This window comes from Streptomyces cucumeris, from assembly GCF_024295805.1.
GTDB lineage: Bacteria > Actinomycetota > Actinomycetes > Streptomycetales > Streptomycetaceae > Streptomyces > Streptomyces cucumeris.
This window is the reverse complement of sequence record NZ_JANCLX010000020.1, coordinates 12,994-28,786: the sequence shown is the minus strand read 5'-3', so window position 1 is coordinate 28,786 and position 15,793 is coordinate 12,994. Positions and strand designations below refer to the sequence as shown.

At 74.4% G+C, this 15,793-nt stretch carries 16 protein-coding genes; 10 read left to right on the top strand and 6 right to left on the bottom strand.

The features are described 5' to 3' along the window. Window positions 1-99: 99 nt before the first annotated feature. A complete protein-coding gene (locus tag NMK44_RS26230) occupies window positions 100-1,323 on the bottom strand; it encodes a threonine synthase (RefSeq protein WP_254747348.1) in 1,224 nt (407 codons plus the stop codon). A gap of 54 nt (window positions 1,324-1,377) precedes the next feature. Between NMK44_RS26230 and NMK44_RS26225 the strand changes: the two genes are divergently transcribed. The 4 genes from NMK44_RS26225 to NMK44_RS26210 all read left to right on the top strand — a co-directional run bounded on the left by NMK44_RS26225 (window position 1,378) and on the right by NMK44_RS26210 (window position 3,983). Next, window positions 1,378-1,947, top strand: a complete 570-nt coding sequence (locus NMK44_RS26225) for a TetR/AcrR family transcriptional regulator (RefSeq protein WP_254747346.1) — start codon at window positions 1,378-1,380, stop codon at window positions 1,945-1,947. 78 nt (window positions 1,948-2,025) lie between these two features. Further along, a complete protein-coding gene (locus NMK44_RS26220; protein ID WP_254747344.1) occupies window positions 2,026-2,424 on the top strand; it encodes a (R)-mandelonitrile lyase in 399 nt (132 codons plus the stop codon). A 51-nt stretch (window positions 2,425-2,475) separates the two neighbouring features. Further along, the gene (locus NMK44_RS26215; protein ID WP_254747342.1) at window positions 2,476-3,063 is read left to right on the top strand and encodes a DUF4865 family protein; all 588 of its coding nucleotides are present in this window, start codon (window positions 2,476-2,478) and stop codon (window positions 3,061-3,063) included. Beyond that, on the top strand, window positions 3,060-3,983 hold the full coding sequence (locus tag NMK44_RS26210) for a phosphotriesterase family protein (protein WP_254747341.1): 924 nt from the start codon (window positions 3,060-3,062) through the stop codon (window positions 3,981-3,983). The genes NMK44_RS26215 and NMK44_RS26210 overlap by 4 nt, the downstream gene beginning before the upstream one ends. 52 nt (window positions 3,984-4,035) lie before the next feature. Here the strand turns inward: NMK44_RS26210 and NMK44_RS26205 are convergent, their stop codons facing one another. Beyond that, entirely contained in the window at window positions 4,036-5,262 is a 1,227-nt protein-coding gene (locus tag NMK44_RS26205; RefSeq protein ID WP_254747339.1) for an ROK family protein, read from the bottom strand. A 17-nt stretch (window positions 5,263-5,279) separates the two neighbouring features. Between NMK44_RS26205 and NMK44_RS26200 the strand changes: the two genes are divergently transcribed. The 5 genes from NMK44_RS26200 (at window position 5,280) to NMK44_RS26180 (ending at window position 9,046) form a co-directional block, all read left to right on the top strand. Beyond that, on the top strand, window positions 5,280-6,500 hold the full coding sequence (locus NMK44_RS26200; protein WP_254747337.1) for an MFS transporter: 1,221 nt from the start codon (window positions 5,280-5,282) through the stop codon (window positions 6,498-6,500). A 69-nt stretch (window positions 6,501-6,569) separates the two neighbouring features. After that, window positions 6,570-7,304, top strand: coding sequence for a maleylpyruvate isomerase family mycothiol-dependent enzyme (locus NMK44_RS26195; RefSeq protein WP_254747335.1), 735 nt, complete (start codon window positions 6,570-6,572; stop codon window positions 7,302-7,304). Window positions 7,305-7,367: 63 nt separating this feature from the next. Continuing rightward, on the top strand, window positions 7,368-7,853 hold the full coding sequence (locus tag NMK44_RS26190; protein WP_254747333.1) for a DUF4442 domain-containing protein: 486 nt from the start codon (window positions 7,368-7,370) through the stop codon (window positions 7,851-7,853). A 48-nt stretch (window positions 7,854-7,901) separates the two neighbouring features. Next, on the top strand, window positions 7,902-8,147 hold the full coding sequence (locus NMK44_RS26185; RefSeq protein ID WP_254747331.1) for a DUF6332 family protein: 246 nt from the start codon (window positions 7,902-7,904) through the stop codon (window positions 8,145-8,147). Next, entirely contained in the window at window positions 8,144-9,046 is a 903-nt protein-coding gene (locus tag NMK44_RS26180; RefSeq protein WP_254747329.1) for a DUF2797 domain-containing protein, read from the top strand. Before NMK44_RS26185 ends, NMK44_RS26180 begins: the two co-directional genes overlap by 4 nt. Window positions 9,047-9,306: 260 nt before the next feature. On the opposite strand, the gene NMK44_RS26175 is transcribed toward NMK44_RS26180, so the two are convergent. The 3 genes from NMK44_RS26175 to NMK44_RS26165 form a co-directional block, all read right to left on the bottom strand. Further along, window positions 9,307-9,972: a response regulator transcription factor gene (locus NMK44_RS26175; protein WP_254747556.1), complete on the bottom strand. Its 666-nt coding sequence runs from the start codon at window positions 9,970-9,972 to the stop codon at window positions 9,307-9,309. Between the two features lie 14 nt (window positions 9,973-9,986). After that, on the bottom strand, window positions 9,987-11,360 hold the full coding sequence (locus tag NMK44_RS26170) for a sensor histidine kinase (protein ID WP_254747328.1): 1,374 nt from the start codon (window positions 11,358-11,360) through the stop codon (window positions 9,987-9,989). 190 nt (window positions 11,361-11,550) lie between these two features. Continuing rightward, window positions 11,551-12,720: a geranylgeranyl reductase family protein gene (locus NMK44_RS26165; protein WP_254747554.1), complete on the bottom strand. Its 1,170-nt coding sequence runs from the start codon at window positions 12,718-12,720 to the stop codon at window positions 11,551-11,553. Window positions 12,721-12,946: 226 nt separating this feature from the next. On the opposite strand from NMK44_RS26165, the gene NMK44_RS26160 reads away from it, so the two are divergent. Next, on the top strand, window positions 12,947-14,344 hold the full coding sequence (locus NMK44_RS26160) for a dipeptidase (protein WP_254747326.1): 1,398 nt from the start codon (window positions 12,947-12,949) through the stop codon (window positions 14,342-14,344). 320 nt (window positions 14,345-14,664) lie between these two features. On the opposite strand, the gene NMK44_RS26155 is transcribed toward NMK44_RS26160, so the two are convergent. Continuing rightward, on the bottom strand, window positions 14,665-15,777 hold the full coding sequence (locus NMK44_RS26155; protein ID WP_254747324.1) for an NUDIX hydrolase: 1,113 nt from the start codon (window positions 15,775-15,777) through the stop codon (window positions 14,665-14,667). Between the last annotated feature and the right edge of the window lie 16 nt (window positions 15,778-15,793).

Sequence of the window (15,793 nt, the reverse complement as noted above, 5' to 3'; positions counted from 1 at the left end):
CCGAGCGTCGTCCACCGCGGCGCCCGCGTCGTCGTACGGCCGGTGACATCCGCCGTACCCCGGCGGGAGTAGCCCCGGCGGGAGTAGCCGCGGCGGGGCTCAGGCGGTGATGCCCGCCGCGCGCAGCCGCCGCTCCACCTGCTCCCAGACCGGCTCCACCGGTTCGGCCGGATGCGTCCCGGTGTCGATGTCCTTGAAGCCGCTGGAGGTGGAGACACAGACCACGGGTCCGTCGAAATCGCCGCCGCGCCTGCGGTGACCGCGCAGCCCGGCAAGCCCGGCGGCGGCGGAGAGCTCCACCCACAGTCCCTGGCGGCCCAGTTCGGCCTGGGCGGTCGTCATGTCCTCGTCGGTGACCAGCAGGGCCTCGCCGCGGCTGCGGGGCACCGCGAGCACCCCGCGGTAGCCGCCCACGGCGCAGTCGATCCCGTACGCCTTGCTCCGGCCCACCGCGACGGTCGCGGCCGGGCGGCCCGCGCGCACGGCGGCGGCCAGTGGACCGCCCACGGAGGGCTCGCAGCTGAAGATCCGGGGGATGTGCGGGGCCAGGCCGAGCCGGTGGAGTTCGGCGAACCCCTTCCAGACGCCGAACAGCAGCTCGCCGTAGCCGGTCGGGACGAACACCGCCGCCGGTACGCCGAGTTCGGTGAAGATCTCGTACGCCACGGTCTTGTAGCCCTCGGGGCCGAAGGCGTGGCTGGTGTGGGTCTCGGTGAGGTTGCTGACGGGGTGGAAACCGCAGCGGTCCACGATCCGGCGCATCAGCGGCCAGCGCGCGTCGGCAGGGACCGGCAGCACGACGGCGCCGTAGGCCCGCAGGAAGGAGATCACGGCCGGGGGCGCCCCGGCGGAGGCCAGGACCACACAGCGCAGCCCGGCGCGGGCGGCGTACGCGGCCGCCGAGGCACCGTGGTTGCCGGAGGAGGCGACCACCACGCCCTCCGCGCCCACGCCGACCGCGGCGCTCACGGTGCAGCGGTTGAGCCGGTCCTTGTGGCTCCAGGTGGGGTTGCGCGACTCGTCCTTGATGAACACGCCGTCGTCCAGGGCGAGCAGCGGGGTACCGCCCTCGCCGAGGCCGGGGGCGGCCAGCGGCGGCAGCAGGGGTGCCCACCGGTCCAGCCCCCCGCCCGTCGGCCCGGTCCGCCCGAACAGCCCGGCGGGCACGTCGTCGTAGGCGTAGTCCACCTCGACGGGGTACGTCAGCTCCGGGGTGGCGGTCCGCGGACAGCCCCGGGTCAGCGGCGGCCACAGCGGATAGCGGACCGATGCGTCGCCGAGTGAGCGCTGACCGGTCGCCAGTGAGTCCTGTGCGGATGTCATTACCCGGAGTGTAGGCGCTGGAATTCTGTACCTACTAGTGTGTACAGTGACGTCATGAGCACTCCGGAACGCCTGATCGAGAGCACCAGGGAGCTCCTCTGGGAGCGCGGTTACGTGGGCACCAGCCCCAAGGCCATCCAGCAGCGCGCGGGAGCCGGACAGGGCAGCATGTACCACCACTTCAGCGGTAAGCCGGATCTGGCGCTCGCCGCCATCCGCCGCACCGCCGAGGAGCTGCGCGGTGTCGCCGCGGCCTGTCTGGACGGACCGGGCGGTGCGTACGACCGCGTCGGCGCCTATCTGCGGCGGGAGCGCGACGTGCTGCGCGGCTGTCCGGTCGGCCGGCTGACGATGGACCCGGACGTGATGGCCGACCCGGAGCTGCGGCACCCGGTGGACGAGACCCTCGACTGGCTGCGCGGACGGCTCGCGGAGGTGCTGGCCGAGGGCCGCGGGACCGGGGAGTTCACCGCCGGGCTGGACCCGGAGCCGGTCGCCGCGACGGTCGTGGCGACCGTCCAGGGCGGCTATGTCCTGGCCCGCGCGGCGGGGTCCCCGGCGCCCTTCGACAGCGCGGTGGAGGGACTGCTCACCCTGCTGGCCGCCTTCCGGGCCCCCGCGTAGCGAGCCGGTGGGAGGCGCCGGTTCCCCACGCCTCCTCCGGACCGCCGATTCCCCTTCCCGGCAAAGGAATTCCTCATCGTGGAGATCACCCGTAACCCCCGCCGCAGCGAGCGCGGCCCCGCGGACCGTTTCACCGGTTCCGTCTGGCTGGACGAGATCGCGGCCCCGGCCGAACCGACACGGCTGCGGCTGTACAGCGTCCACTTCGCCCCCGGCTCCCGCACCGCCTGGCACCGCCATCCGCACGGCCAGGTCCTCCATGTCACCGAGGGGCGCGGGCTGGTGCAGTGCGAGGGCGGCCCGGTCGAGGAGATCCGCGCCGGGGACACGGTATGGATCGAGCCCGGCGAACGGCACTGGCACGGCGGCGGACCGTACACCTTCATGACCCATCTCGCCCTGGTGGAGACCGCGGCGGACGGTACGGCGGCCGTATGGGACGAGCTGGTCGACGACGCCACGTATCCGGCCGCCTGAGCGGGCCGCCCGCCGCTCCCGCCCCGCCCACCACTCCCCAGGAGTTCGCCCATGGACGCGATGCAGTACCGGATCACCCTGCCCGACGACTACGACATGGAGGTCATCCGCCACCGGGTGCGGACCAAGGGCCCCCTGCTGGACGACTTCCCCGGGCTCGGTCTGAAGGCGTACGCCATCAGCGAGCGCGGGGTGGACGGCGCCGCGGTGAACGCGTACGCGCCGTTCTATCTGTGGGCCGCGCCCGACGCCCCGCACCGCTTCCTGTGGGGGCCCGGATTCCGCGGCCTGGTCCAGGACTTCGGACGGCCGGTGGTCGAGCACTGGCCGGGCCTCGGCTTCGCCCGGGGACCGGCCGTGACCGCCGTACCGAGGGCGGCCACCCGGCACACCGAGACCGTCCCGGCCGCGGCCGATCCCGCCACGGCCATCGAGGACGCGCTGGCGGAGCTGACCCGGCGGGCGGGAGCGGACGGTGCGCACTCGACGGCCGTCGCCATCGATCCGCGCGGCTGGGAACTGGTCCACTTCACCCTGTGGGAGGACACGGCCCCGCCGTCGGAGCCCGGTGACCGCTACCAGGTGCTCCATCTGTCGGCGCCCGGGCTGGCCGCGCTCCCCGAGGGACGGCGGTGGTGACGGGCTCGCGTCCGGCCGTCCGGACCGTCCTCGGCGATGTCCCCGGCGCCGAGCTGGGCATCTGTGACGCCCATGACCATCTCTTCATCCGCAGCACGCAGTTGCCCGGCCAGGAGCTGGCCGACGCGGAGGCGGCCGAGGCCGAGCTGCGCGCCTTCCGCGCCCTGGGCGGCGGGACGGTGGTGCAGTGGACGCCGTACGGCCTCGGCCGGGCGGCCGGCCGGCTGCCCGCGCTCTCGCGGGCCACCGGAGTGCGGCTGGTGGCCGCCACCGGGATGCACCAGGCCCAGCACTACCGGCCGGGCACGGTCGAGGGGGTTCGGGACCGGCTCGCCGAGCTGTTCACCGACGAGTTGACGCGGGGCATCGGCGGCACCGGCCCCCGCGCCGGGCTGATCAAGGTCGCCGGGGGCTTCCACGGGCTCGACGCGCACGCCCGCCACACCATGACCGCCGCCGCAGACGCCCACCACCGCACGGACGCGCCGATCGCCGTCCACCTGGAGCTGGGCACGGCGGCGCCGGACGTACTGGACCTGCTGTGCGGAGAGTTGGGCGTACCGCCGCACCGGGTGCTGATCGGCCATCTCAACCGCTCACCCGATCCGGTGGTCCACCTTCAGGTGGCGGCCATGGGCGCCTTCCTCGTCTACGACGGGCCCTCCCGCGCCCACCACACCACCGACTGGCGCCTCCCCGAGGTGCTCACCGCCCTCGTGGAAGCGGGCCACGCCGGGCAGTTGCTCCTGGGCGGCGACACCACGACGGCCGGGGCGCGCTCGGTGAACGGCGGCCCCGGTCTCCCGTACTTGCTGCGCCGGCTGCGGCCCCGGCTGGAACTGGCCGTCGGCGCAGCGGTGATGGACCGGATCCTCATCGAGAACCCGGACCGCGCCCTGGCGGTGAACTGGCCGGACTGACCCGCGGCCGGGTATCCGGGCGCAGCAGCGGCGCGCCGCCGCGCCCGGGACGTCACACGGCGCCGAGCGCCGCCAAGGGGTCGTCGAGCACCCGCTGCCAGGCCAGTTCCGCCGCGCCCACCAGGCTGTTGTGGTCCAGCGTGCACGGCAGGATCGGAACGCCGCCGCTGCGCCCCCACAGACTGCGCTCGGCCACCACCGACCGCAGCCGTTCCGGATCGGCCTCCAGGAGCTCGCGGTGCAGTCCGCCGAGGATGATGCGGTCCGGGTTGAGGATGTTGACGAGTCCGGCGAGGCCCAGGCCGAGGCGGTCGATGAGCAGGTCGGACGCGGCGCGGACGGACGGGTCGGCGTATTCGTCCCGGAGCAGTTCACGGGCCTGCTGGAGCAGCGAGACCTCGGGGCCGGGGTCGCGTCCGGCGGCGGTGAGGAAGGCGAGCGGATCGGCCTCGATGTCCAGACATCCACGGCTGCCGCAATGGCACGGCCGCCCTTCGGGGTTGACGGTCAGATGGCCGACTTCCAGCGCCAGTCCGGCGCTGCCGGTGTGCAGCCGTCCGTCGAGGACCAGCGCCCCGCCGACGCCCCGGTGCCCGGTGGCCACGCACAGCAGATGCGCGGATCCGCGGCCCGCGCCATGGCGGTGTTCGGCGAGGGCGGCGAGGTTGACGTCATTGCCCGCCAGACCCTCGACCGGCTCCCCCACGGGGTTGGTGACGCCCGCGGCGGCCAGACCGCGGGTGAACAGCTCGTGCACCGGAGCGCCCGCGGGCCAGGCGACGTGCAGGGGGTTGAGCGCGGTGCCCTCCGGTTCGGCGACGGCGGACGGGACCGCCAGCCCCGCGCCCACGCAGCGGCGGCCGGATTCCCGCAGCAGTTCGGCCCCGGCCTCGACCACCGCGTCGATGACGTGCGCCGGATCGGCGGGGACCGTCATACAGCCGGGGGCGGTGGCCACGAGTTGCCCACCGAGTCCGACGAGCGCGGCGCGGAAGCCGTCGGCGTGCACCTGGGCGGCGAGCGCGACGGGACCGCGCGGGGCGATGCCGAGGCGGTGCGAGGGCCGCCCCTGCGCACCGGCGGATCCGAGCGGGCGGGAGTCGACCTGGATCAGTCCGAGCGCTTCCAGTTCGGCCGCGACGGCGCCCGCCGTGGCGCGCGTCACCCCGAGCTCGGCCGTGAGCACCGCGCGGGTGGGCGCGCGGCCGGTGTGGACGAGCTCCAACGCGGGTCCAAGAGCGCTTCGGCCGCGCTCAAGCCTTGTCCGTGTCTGGGTCACGGTCCTATTCTCACTTTGTGCCGACAGTAAACAAAACATGGACGGCCGCTTCGGGGACCCCGCATTCCGTCACCCCCGATCGCGGTCTCACCCGACTCCGTGCCGCCATCACCGTGTTCTTCGCCCTCGACGGCTTCGTGTTCGCCGGATGGGTGGCCCGTATCCCTGCCATCAAGGAGCAGACCGGCGCGTCGGAAGGGGCGCTCGGGCTGGCCCTGCTGTGCGTATCGGCGGGGGCCGCGGCCACCATGATGGCCACCGGGCGGCTCTGCCGCCGCTTCGGCAGCCATGCCACCACGGTCGCCGCGGCGGCCCTGTTCTCGCTGAGCGTCGCCCTGCCGCCGCTGACGCACTCCGTCCTCGCGCTGGGGCTGGTGCTGCTCATCTTCGGCACCGGGTTCGGCGGGCTCAACGTCGCCATGAACAGCGCGGCGGTCGATCTCATCGCCGCCCTGCGCCGCCCGGTCATGCCCAGCTTCCACGCCGCCTTCAGCCTGGGCGGTGTGATCGGGGCCGGACTGGGCGGACTGATCGCCGACCAGCTCTCCCCCGTCCGCCACCTGGCGCTGCTGGCCGCCGTCGGCCTGGTGCTCACCGCGGTCGCCGGACGGACCCTGATCTCCCTCCCGGCGCCCGTGTCCGAGACGGCGGAGACGGCGCCCTCCGCACCCGCGCGGCCGAGGGCGGCGCGCCGCCTGGTCGCCGTCTTCGGTCTGATCGCCCTGTGCACGGCCTACGGCGAGGGCGCGATGGCGGACTGGGCGGCGCTCCATCTGCACCAGGACCTCGATGCCTCGGCCGGACTCGCCGCGGCGGGCTACTCCGTCTTCGCGCTGACGATGACGGTGGGCCGGCTGTCCGGCACGGCGCTGGTCGAACGGCTCGGCCAGACCCGCACGCTGGTCGTGGGCGGGGGCATGGCGGCCGCCGGAATGCTGCTGGGCTCCCTCGCCCCGTCGGTCTGGGCCGCGCTGGCCGGATTCGCGGTCACCGGGCTGGGACTGGCCAACATCTTCCCGGTCGCCATCGCGCGGGCGGGTGCGCTGACCGGACCGGGCGGGGTCGCCGCGGCCTCCACCCTCGGCTACGTCGGCATGCTGCTCGGCCCGCCGACGATCGGTTTCCTCGCGGACTGGCTCTCGCTGTCCGCCGCGCTCACCACGGTCGCGGCGCTGGCGGCGGTGTCGGCCGTCATCGCCGCTCTCACGCGCAACGCCGCCCGCACCACGGATAACTGATCACCCGTCATCCACACGACGACCCCGGCGGGCGGCCCGGTTGTCGGTGCCGGCTGGCAGAATCCCGACATGGACATCAGTGAGCTGATCGACTGTGTGGACCGCGAGGGACGACTGCTGGCCGACGCCGCGGCCCGGGCCGGGGTGGACGCCCCGGTTCCCACCTGCCCCAAGTGGCAGGTCCACGACCTGGTGAGCCACACCGGGCGGGTGCACCGCTGGGCGACCCGGGTGGTCGCCGAGGGTCTTGCCGAGCCGGCGCCGTTCACCCCCGATCCACAGCTCAGCGGCGAAGCGCTGCTGGAGTGGTTCCGGGACGGCCACCGCGCCCTGGTCGAGGCGCTGCGCACCGCCGATCCGGAGCTGACCTGCATGACCTTCCTGCCCGCACCCTCGCCGCTGGCGTTCTGGGCCCGGCGGCAGGCCCATGAGACCGCGATCCACAGGGCCGACGCCGAGTCGGCGCTGGACGGGGAGCTCTCGCCCGTCACCCCGGAGTTCGCGGCCGACGGGCTCGATGAGCTGCTGGCGGGATTCCACGCCATGGAGCGCAGCAGGGTGCGCACGGAGACCCCGCGCACCCTCCGGCTGCGGGCCACCGACGGGGACGCGGTGTGGACGGTGCGGCTGTCCGACGGGGTGCCGCGCACCGAGCGCGTTGCCGACGGGGCGGCGGACTGCGAGCTCTCCGGGCCGGTCACGACCCTCTATTTCGCGCTGTGGAACCGGCTTCCGCTCAGCACGCTCGGCACCACCGGCGATCCGGAGCTCGCCCGGCTGTGGCAGGAACGCGGGGGAATCTGAGGGTGAGCGAGGGCACCGGAAGTGGAGTTACCAGTGAGTAACAAATCATGTTAGCTTCCAGCCATGTCTCGTCGATCGCTGTCCGCACGGACCCTGCGCCACGGAATGAACGTGTGGCCGCCCTACCTCTTCGCCGGTGTGCGGGTGCTGCACCTCGCCGACGACTGGAGCAACGCCCGGGTCCGGCTGCGGCTGCACCGCCACAACCGCAACTATGTGGGCACCCACTTCGGCGGCTCGCTGTTCGCGATGGGCGACCCGTTCTGGATGCTGCTGACGATGAACAGCCTCGGCCGGGACTACATCGTCTGGGACAAGGCCGGGGAGATCGAGTTCGTCTCACCCGGCCGCGGGGACGTCTTCGCCGACTTCAAGCTCACCGAGGACCGGCTGGAGGAGATCCGCGCGGCCACGGCGGACGGCGGCAAGGCGCTGCCGTGGTTCGAGAACGATGTGGTGGCGGACGACGGTACGGTCGTGGCACGCGTGCGGAAGCAGCTCTATGTGCGCCGCAAGCACCGTGAGGACCACCGGGCCGGCACCGGCTGACCGCGGACGCCCGCGGGGGACGGCGGCGAGGAGCGAGGACTGAGACGCATGAGCGGACCCCGTGGCGAGAACGACCGCGACGCCGTGACGGTGGAGATCGTCTTCGCCGTCGTCACCGGCGCTCTGCTGGCCGCCGTCCTGTTCCTCGCCCTCGCGGGCCCCGTCCTCTTCGGCGGGCTGGGCGAGGACCATGAGGCGGTCTGGGTGCGGAGCGCCGGGGCGGTGGCCACCGCCGGATTCCTGCTGCGCGTCCTCCAGGTCCTGTGGTGGCAGCCCCGCAAGAGGCGTGGATGACCGAGCCGGACCGGAACCACTGGGTGTGCGCCGGACCGCGCTGGACCCGCTCCGGGCCCGCGCTGGTGTGGCGCCATCCGGTCCGCGGTGAGCGGGTCTCCCCGCTGGACGGGGACCGCCCGCTCGCCTTCACCACCGGGTCGCGGCGCGGCTGTGTCGGGGTGCGCCGGGGCGCCCGGCACACCCCGTGCCCGACCGGGGCCGAGGTGGGTGACGCGGCCGTCTCGGCGCAGTGCCCGGAGTGCGCCCGGCTGGACCGCTCATACTCGGTGGCCGCCGACACCCGCACCGACGACCCCCGGCCGTACGACGTCTACCTGGCCTGGTTCGGCCCGGAGCTGATCAAGGTCGGGATCACCGCGGCCGAGCGGGAGGGCGTACGGCTGCTGGAGCAGGCGGCGCTCTCCTACGCCCTGCTGGGCCGCGGCCCGCTGATGGCCGCGCGGCGCGCCGAAGCCGTCCTGGGCACCGCGCTCGGGGTTCCGGACCGCTTCCCGTACGCCGCCAAGCGGGCCGCGCGCGAGACACCGCCGCCCCCGGAGGAACGGGCCGCCCAGCTCGCCGGCCTCCACGGCAGGGCCCGGGCCCTGCCCGGGCTGCCGGAGTCGCTCACCATCGCGGAGTTCGCCCCCGTCCACCACGACTCCGCGTTCCGGCTGGACCGGGTGCGGCCGCTGGACGGGGTGCTGCGGCTCACCGCCGACCGCGCGGTGGCGGGCCGTATCGACGCCGTCGCGGGCCCCGACGTCCATCTGACCGCGACGGACGGCCGCGCGCTGCTGCTGGACGCCCGCCATCTGGCGGGCCGCCGGCTCGCCGCCGCCCCGCCCGGCACCGTGACCACGGCGCCGGTGACCGCACCGGAGCGGGAGCCCGAGGGCCCCGACGCCCTGTTCTGACGGGTTCTTTCCAGGGCGGCACCCTCAGGGCGCGTCCGCAATGTCCCACCAGGCCCGCGACGCCTGACACGCACGCTCGCCGCGTTGCCGGGATCATCCGAGGCGGCCCGCCCCCGCACTCCGTCCAGGGGTGCCCCCGCAAGGGCGGCCCTCCGCCGTGCGAACGCACGCTCCCCCGGCTACCACCGGGAGGCGCCCCCAGAAGCCGCGGGCCGATCCGACACGACATTGCGACACACCTAGGCGTCCGACCCGGTGCCTCAGCCCAGCCAGCCCGGCCGGACCAGCCCGGACTCATAGGCAAGGACGACCAGTTGGGCACGGTCGCGGGCGCCCAGCTTCACCATCGTCCGGCTCACATGGGTCTTGGCGGTGAGCGGACTGACGACCAGCCGGCGGGCGATCTCCTCGTTGGACAGCCCGATGCCCACCAGGGCCATCACCTCGCGCTCCCGCTCGGTCAGCTCGGTGAGCGCCGACGCGGGCGCGGGCGCCTTGGAACGGGCCGCGAACTCGGCGATCAGACGTCGGGTGACCCCGGGCGAGAGCAGGGCGTCGCCCTCGACCACGGCGCGTACGGCGCGGAGCAGTTCCTCGGGTTCGGTGTCCTTGACGAGGAAGCCGGAGGCGCCCGCGCGGATCGCCTCGAAGACGTACTCGTCGAGTTCGAAGGTGGTCAGCATGACCACCTTCACCCCGGCCAGCGCGGGGTCCCCGGTGATCCGGCGGGTCGCGGCCAGCCCGTCGAGCAGCGGCATCCGGATGTCCATCAGGACGACGTCGGGGCGTCCCTCGCGCACCAGGGCCAGCGCCTCCTCGCCGTCGGCGGCCTCGCCGACCACCTCGATATCCGGCTGGGCGGCCAGCAGGGCGCGGAACCCCGCGCGGACCAGCACCTGGTCATCGGCCAGGGCCACCCGGATCACACGGTCCACCCCGCTCACGGCGCCTCCTCCTCCGGCCCGTCCGCCACCGTACCGGCCGGACGGCCCAGCGGGATGCGGGCGCGGACGCGGAAGCCGCCGTCCGGGCGCGGGCCCGCCTCGACCGTACCGCCGAGCGCCGCGGCGCGTTCGCCCATGCCGACCAGGCCGTTGCCACCGCCGGACGGCCGGTCCGCGGGCCCCGTCCCGGCAGTCTCCGCGGACGTGGCCGGGCCGTCGTCGTCCACCCGCAACTCCAGTGCGTCCGGGGCCCAGCGGAGCCGGACCCGGGCGGTCCGGGACCCGGAGTGGCGGACGGTGTTGGTCAGCGCCTCCTGGACGATCCGGAACGCGGCGAGGTCGGTGCCCGGCGGCAGCGGGACGCGCCGTCCCTCCTCCGCCACCTCCACCGTCAGCCCCGCGCTCGCCGCCTGCTCGGTCAGCTCGCCGAGCCGGGCCAGCCCGGGGGCGGGGGAACGCGGCGCGGCGCCCGGGGCGCGCAGGGTGTCCAGCACCTGCCGGACCTCGCCCAGCGCCTCCTTGCTGGCGGCCTTGATGGTGGTCAGCGCAGTCCGGGCCTGTTCGGGGTCCTGGTCCAGGAGGGCGAGCCCCACCCCCGCCTGGACGTTGATGACCGAGATGCTGTGGGCGAGCACGTCATGCAGTTCGCGGGCGATCCGCAGCCGCTCCTCATCGGCCCGGCGGCGCACCGCCGCCGCCCGCTCGGCACGCTCCCGGGCCCACTGCTCACGCCGGACGCGGACGAGTTCGGACGCGGCGACGATGGCCGTCACCCACGCCGCGACGGCCAGCTCCTGCCCCCAGGAGGCCGGGCCGTCCCCGCTCGGCGGCAGCCAGCGGTAGAGCCAGTGCCCGATCAGCACCCGGCCCGCCCAGAGCAGCCCCAGGGCGCTCCAGGCCGCGATCCGCCGCCCCGCGGCGACCGCGGCCACGGAGGCCACCACCACGCTGACGAAGACCGGGCCGTTGGGATAGCCCGCGCCGAGGTAGACCAGGGTCACCGCGGCCGTGCCGAACACCGCGAGGCGCGGGTGCCGATGGCGTACGAGCAGCAGCGCGGGCCCGGCGAGCAGCAGGGCGTAGCCGAGCGGACCGAGGTCGGTCCGCTCGGGCTGGTCGTGTGCGGCGAACCGGGTCCCGACGAGCTGGATGACCGCGACGGCGGCCGAGGAGCGCCACAGCACCCGTCCCGCACCCCGCGGCTCCTCCCCCTCAGCATCCTCACCGGCCCACCAGGGGCCCCGGCCGCGGCGCCGAGGCGGCCCGAAGGGGCGGTGGCCGGACGGCGGCCACCAGCGGCCCCGTGAGGACCGGTCCGGCCCTCGGGCCCGCCCTCGGCGCGGGTCGCGTTCCCCCGGTGCATCGTGCATACCCGCCACGCTAGACGGCTCCGACCTGCCGCGTCGTCCACCCGACGCGGGTGCCTGGGCTACTCCCCGGGGAGTAGCCCACCGCTCGCCCTCCGGAGCGCCGGGAAGGGGCGCGGGGAACGACGCGAGCGACCACGACGCAACCGTGGACGAACGGCGACCGGACCCCGCGGCACGGCCCGCGGATCGCTCAGCCGCGGTCCATCGCCATCAGGGCGCGGCGGGCGGCGGGGTGGCTGCGGACGAGCTCGGCGAGGGTCGTGGTGCCGCGCGTGATCTTGGTGAACGCGCGCCAGGCCGGGCGGAATCCGGTGAGCGCCGCGTGGAAGACCCCGGGGCGGCGGGCGAAGGCCGCGTACATCCGGCGGCCCACGCCCATCTCCACACCCAGCCCCGCCTTGATGGCGAACGCGTAGTTCAGAGCCTGGCGACGGGCGTCGACCGCGTCATGGGCCTCGGCGATACGGACCGCCCACTCCCCCGCCAGCCGACCCGAGCGCAGCGCGAAGGAGATGCCCTCGCGGGTCCACGGCTCCAGCAGACCGGCCGCGTCCCCGCACACCAGCACCCGGCCCCGGGAGAGCGGGGAGTCGTCCGAGCGGCAGCGGGTGAGGTGGCCGGAGGAGATGCTGGGTTCGAAACCGGCGAGACCGAGCCGGGCGATGAAGTCCTCGAGGTAGCGCTTGGTCCCGGCGCCCTCGCCGCGGGCGGAGATGACGCCGACGGTCAGGGTGTCGCCCTTGGGGAAGACCCACCCGTAACTCCCGGGCATGGGGCCCCAGTCGATGAGCACCCGGCCCGCCCAGTCCTCCGCGACGGGCGGCGGGACCGGGATCTCGGCCTCGAGGCCGAGGTCCACCTGGTCCAGCTTCACCCCGACATGGGCGCCTATGCGGCTGGCGCTGCCGTCCGCGCCGACCACCGCGTGGGCGAGCAGCGTCTCGCCGTCGGCGAGCACCACGGCGACGGTGCGGCGGTCCGGCACCGAGGGGCCGTGCTGTTCGACGCGGGTGACGGCGACACCGGTGCGCAGGTGGGCGCCCGCGTCCTTGGCCGCCTCGACCAGACCGGCGTCGAACTCCGGCCGGTTGATGAGGCCGAAGAGCGCCTGCTTGGAACGGCGGGTGCGGGAGAGCTTGCCGTTCATCGAGAAGGTCACCGCGTGCACCCGCTCGCGCAGCGGCAGTTCGAAGCCGGGCGGCAGGGCCTCCCGGGACGGACCGATGATGCCGCCGCCGCAGGTCTTGTAGCGGGGCAGTTCGGCCTTCTCCAGCAGCAGCACCCGGCGGCCCGCGCAGGCGGCGGCGTAGGCGGCGGAGGCACCCGCGGGGCCCGCCCCGACCACCACCACGTCCCACACCGACTCGTCGCCTGGCGCTGCCGAAGGCTCTGCCGGGGACTCCCCGTTCCGGTCCGTGTTGTCGCTGCTCACGTGTGCTTCCGCTCCCAGTCGGCCGACCTGATCACCGTGCGTCCCCCCACCGTCCGCATCCTACGGCGCGGTGGTGCGTGACCCCGCTGTGGGATGATCGCGGCACCGGATCAAGCCGTACACACGTGCCCATCACAGCACAGGAGTGTCCCCCATGGAGCAGGCACCACACGTCCCGGCCGCGGACCACGCGGAGCACGCGGCGCTGGCCGCCACCGTCGCCTCCCTGCAGCCGCGCGCCAAACGGGAACTGGCCGAATTGGTGGCCTTCAGGTCGGTCGCGGACCCGGCGCAGTTCCCGCGCGCCGAATGCGAGGCGGCGGCCCGATGGGTGGTGGAAGCCCTGGAAGCGGAGGGTTTCCGGGATGTCGCGCTGCTGGACACCCCGGACGGCACGCAGTCCGTCTACGGGCTGCTCCCCGGCCCGGCGGACGCCCCGACCGTGCTGCTCTACGCGCATTACGACGTGCAGCCGCCGCTGGACGAGGACGCCTGGCTCAGCCCGCCGTTCGAGCTGACCGACCGTGACGGCCGCTGGTTCGGACGCGGCGCGGCGGACTGCAAAGGTGGCTTGATCATGCACCTCACCGCGCTGCGCGCACTCAAGGGACACGGCGGTGTCCCGGTCAACGTCAAGGTGATCGTGGAGGGTTCCGAGGAGCAGGGCACCGGCGGTCTGGAGCGCTATGCGGAGGCGCATCCGGACCTGCTCACGGCCGACGCCATCGTGATCGGTGACGCGGGCAACTTCCGCGTCGGGCTGCCGACGGTGACGGCCACACTGCGCGGGATGACGCTGCTGCGGGTGTCGGTGGACACGCTCGGGGGCAATCTGCACTCCGGCCAGTTCGGCGGTGCGGCACCGGACGCGCTCGCCGCGCTGATCCGGATGCTGGACTCGTTGCGCGCCGAAGACGGTTCGACGGCGATCGAGGGGCTGGCATCGGACGCGGTGTGGGAGGGGCTCACCTATGAGGAGGAGGACTTCCGCAAGGACGCCAAGGTGCTGGACGGGGTCGAGCTGATCGGCGCGGGCACGGTCGCGGACCGCATCTGGGTGCGCCCGGCCGTCACGGTGCTCGGCATCGATTGCCCGCCGGTGGTCGGCGCGACCCCCTCGGTGCAGGCGAGCGCCCGGGCGCTGGTGAGCCTGCGGGTGCCGCCGGGTGTGACGGCGGACGAGGCGAACCGGCTGCTGACCGAGCATCTGCGGGCCGCGGCCCCGTGGGGCGCCCGGGTCGGGGTGGAACAGATAGGCTCGGGCCAGCCGTTCCGCGCGGACACCGGCAGCCCGGCGTACGAGGCGATGCGGTCGGCGATGCGGGTGGCCTACGACGGCCAGGACATGGCGACCGCGGGCCAGGGCGGCTCGATCCCGCTGTGCAACACCCTCGCCTCGCTGTACCCGGAGGCGGAGATCCTGCTGATAGGGCTGAGCGAGCCGGAGGCACAGATCCACGCGGTCAACGAGAGCGTCTCACCGGAGGAGTTGGAGAAGCTCTCGCTGACCGAGGCGCTGTTCCTGACGTCGTACGCCTCGGGCAAGCACTGACATCCACCCGCCCCGGCCGAGCCCCGAACCGCCCGGCCGGAGCGGCGCGGACGCCGGTCACCCGGGCGCTCCCGGCTCGGCCGAGGATCGTCGCCAACGCCCCGGGCCCGCCCGGCGGCTTCGCAGGCCCCGACGGTCCGCCGGACCGGGTCACCGATCCGCGCTGACGCATCCGAACGGTTGCGACCGGGCCCCGGCCGCAACCACAGGGCACCCGGGGCGCCCGGCGCCCGAGCACTCCAGCTCGACGCCGATCACCGGAGCGTTCCTGCCCCGGCCGGAGGGAGGCCGCTCAACTCCCCGCGCCGGGCCGGGCCCCGTCAGCCCGCCGTGCCGGGGAGTGCGGCCGGGTCGGGTGGGGGGTCGGCCAGGGTGGCGTCCAGGGGGGACGCGTCCAAGGGGCCCGCGGGGACGCCCGCCTCGAGGTAGAGGGGGCGGCCCTGCTCCCGGGCGCGCAGCGCCCACCGGAGCCGGTGCAGCCGGACCGGCGGCAGCATCCCGGCGGCCTCGGTCTCGGTGGCGAAACGCCACCCCCGCAGTTCGGAGCCGGGGAGCAGCAGATCACGGGCGGCCTCCGTGGTGAGGCGGCCGCCGTCGAACAGCAGGCGCAGACCGCCGAAGCCGGGCGGCTGGGGCCGTTCCCAGTCGGCGACCAGCAGCCGCAGCGGGGCGTCCAGCCGGATCCCGAGTTCCTCGGTGACCTCGCGCACCCCGGCGTACATCGGAGCCTCGCCCGGTTCGACCACCCCGCCCGGGAACTCCCAGCCGGGCTTGTAGGTGGGATCCACGAGCAGCACCCGGTCGTTCTCGTCGAACAGCAGCACCCCGGCGGCGAGCGTCGCGGCCGTCGGCTCGGGGGTCTGCACGATGTCGCAGTTCCCGGCGCCGTCGCGGACGGCGTCCGCGATCTGCGCGGCGGTCTGGCGCGGGGTGAGCCCGGTGGTGTCCACGACATGGGCATCGGTGGTCAGCCAGCCCAGGGCCGCGCGGTAGGGCGCGAGATGGTCCAGAGCGCGGCGGCGGACGCACTCACTGGCGTCCGGATCGCCGGGGACCGCCTCGCGCTCGGCTATTCGCTCGCGAAGGATCGTTTCATCGGAGTGCAGCAGAACATGCCGGACCGGTATCCGGCGAGCGGCGAAGGCGCCGAAGATCTCATCCCGGTACTCCTGTCTGAGGACCGTCATCGGGATCACCAGCGGACCCCCGACCTCCGCGATCAGGGCCGCTCCGGTGTCCACGACCAGCCGCCGCCACGAGGGCAGCTCCTGGTGGTCGGACACCTCCTCCAGGCGCTTGCGCGGCAGCAGCTTGCGCAGGCCGTCGCCGACCACCTCCGGGTCGTAGAACGTGCTGCCGGGCATGAGGTCCACCAATTCGCGGGCCACGGCGGTCTTGCCCGCGCCGAACGCACCGTTCAGCCAGACGATCACATTTCCCCCTATTCAT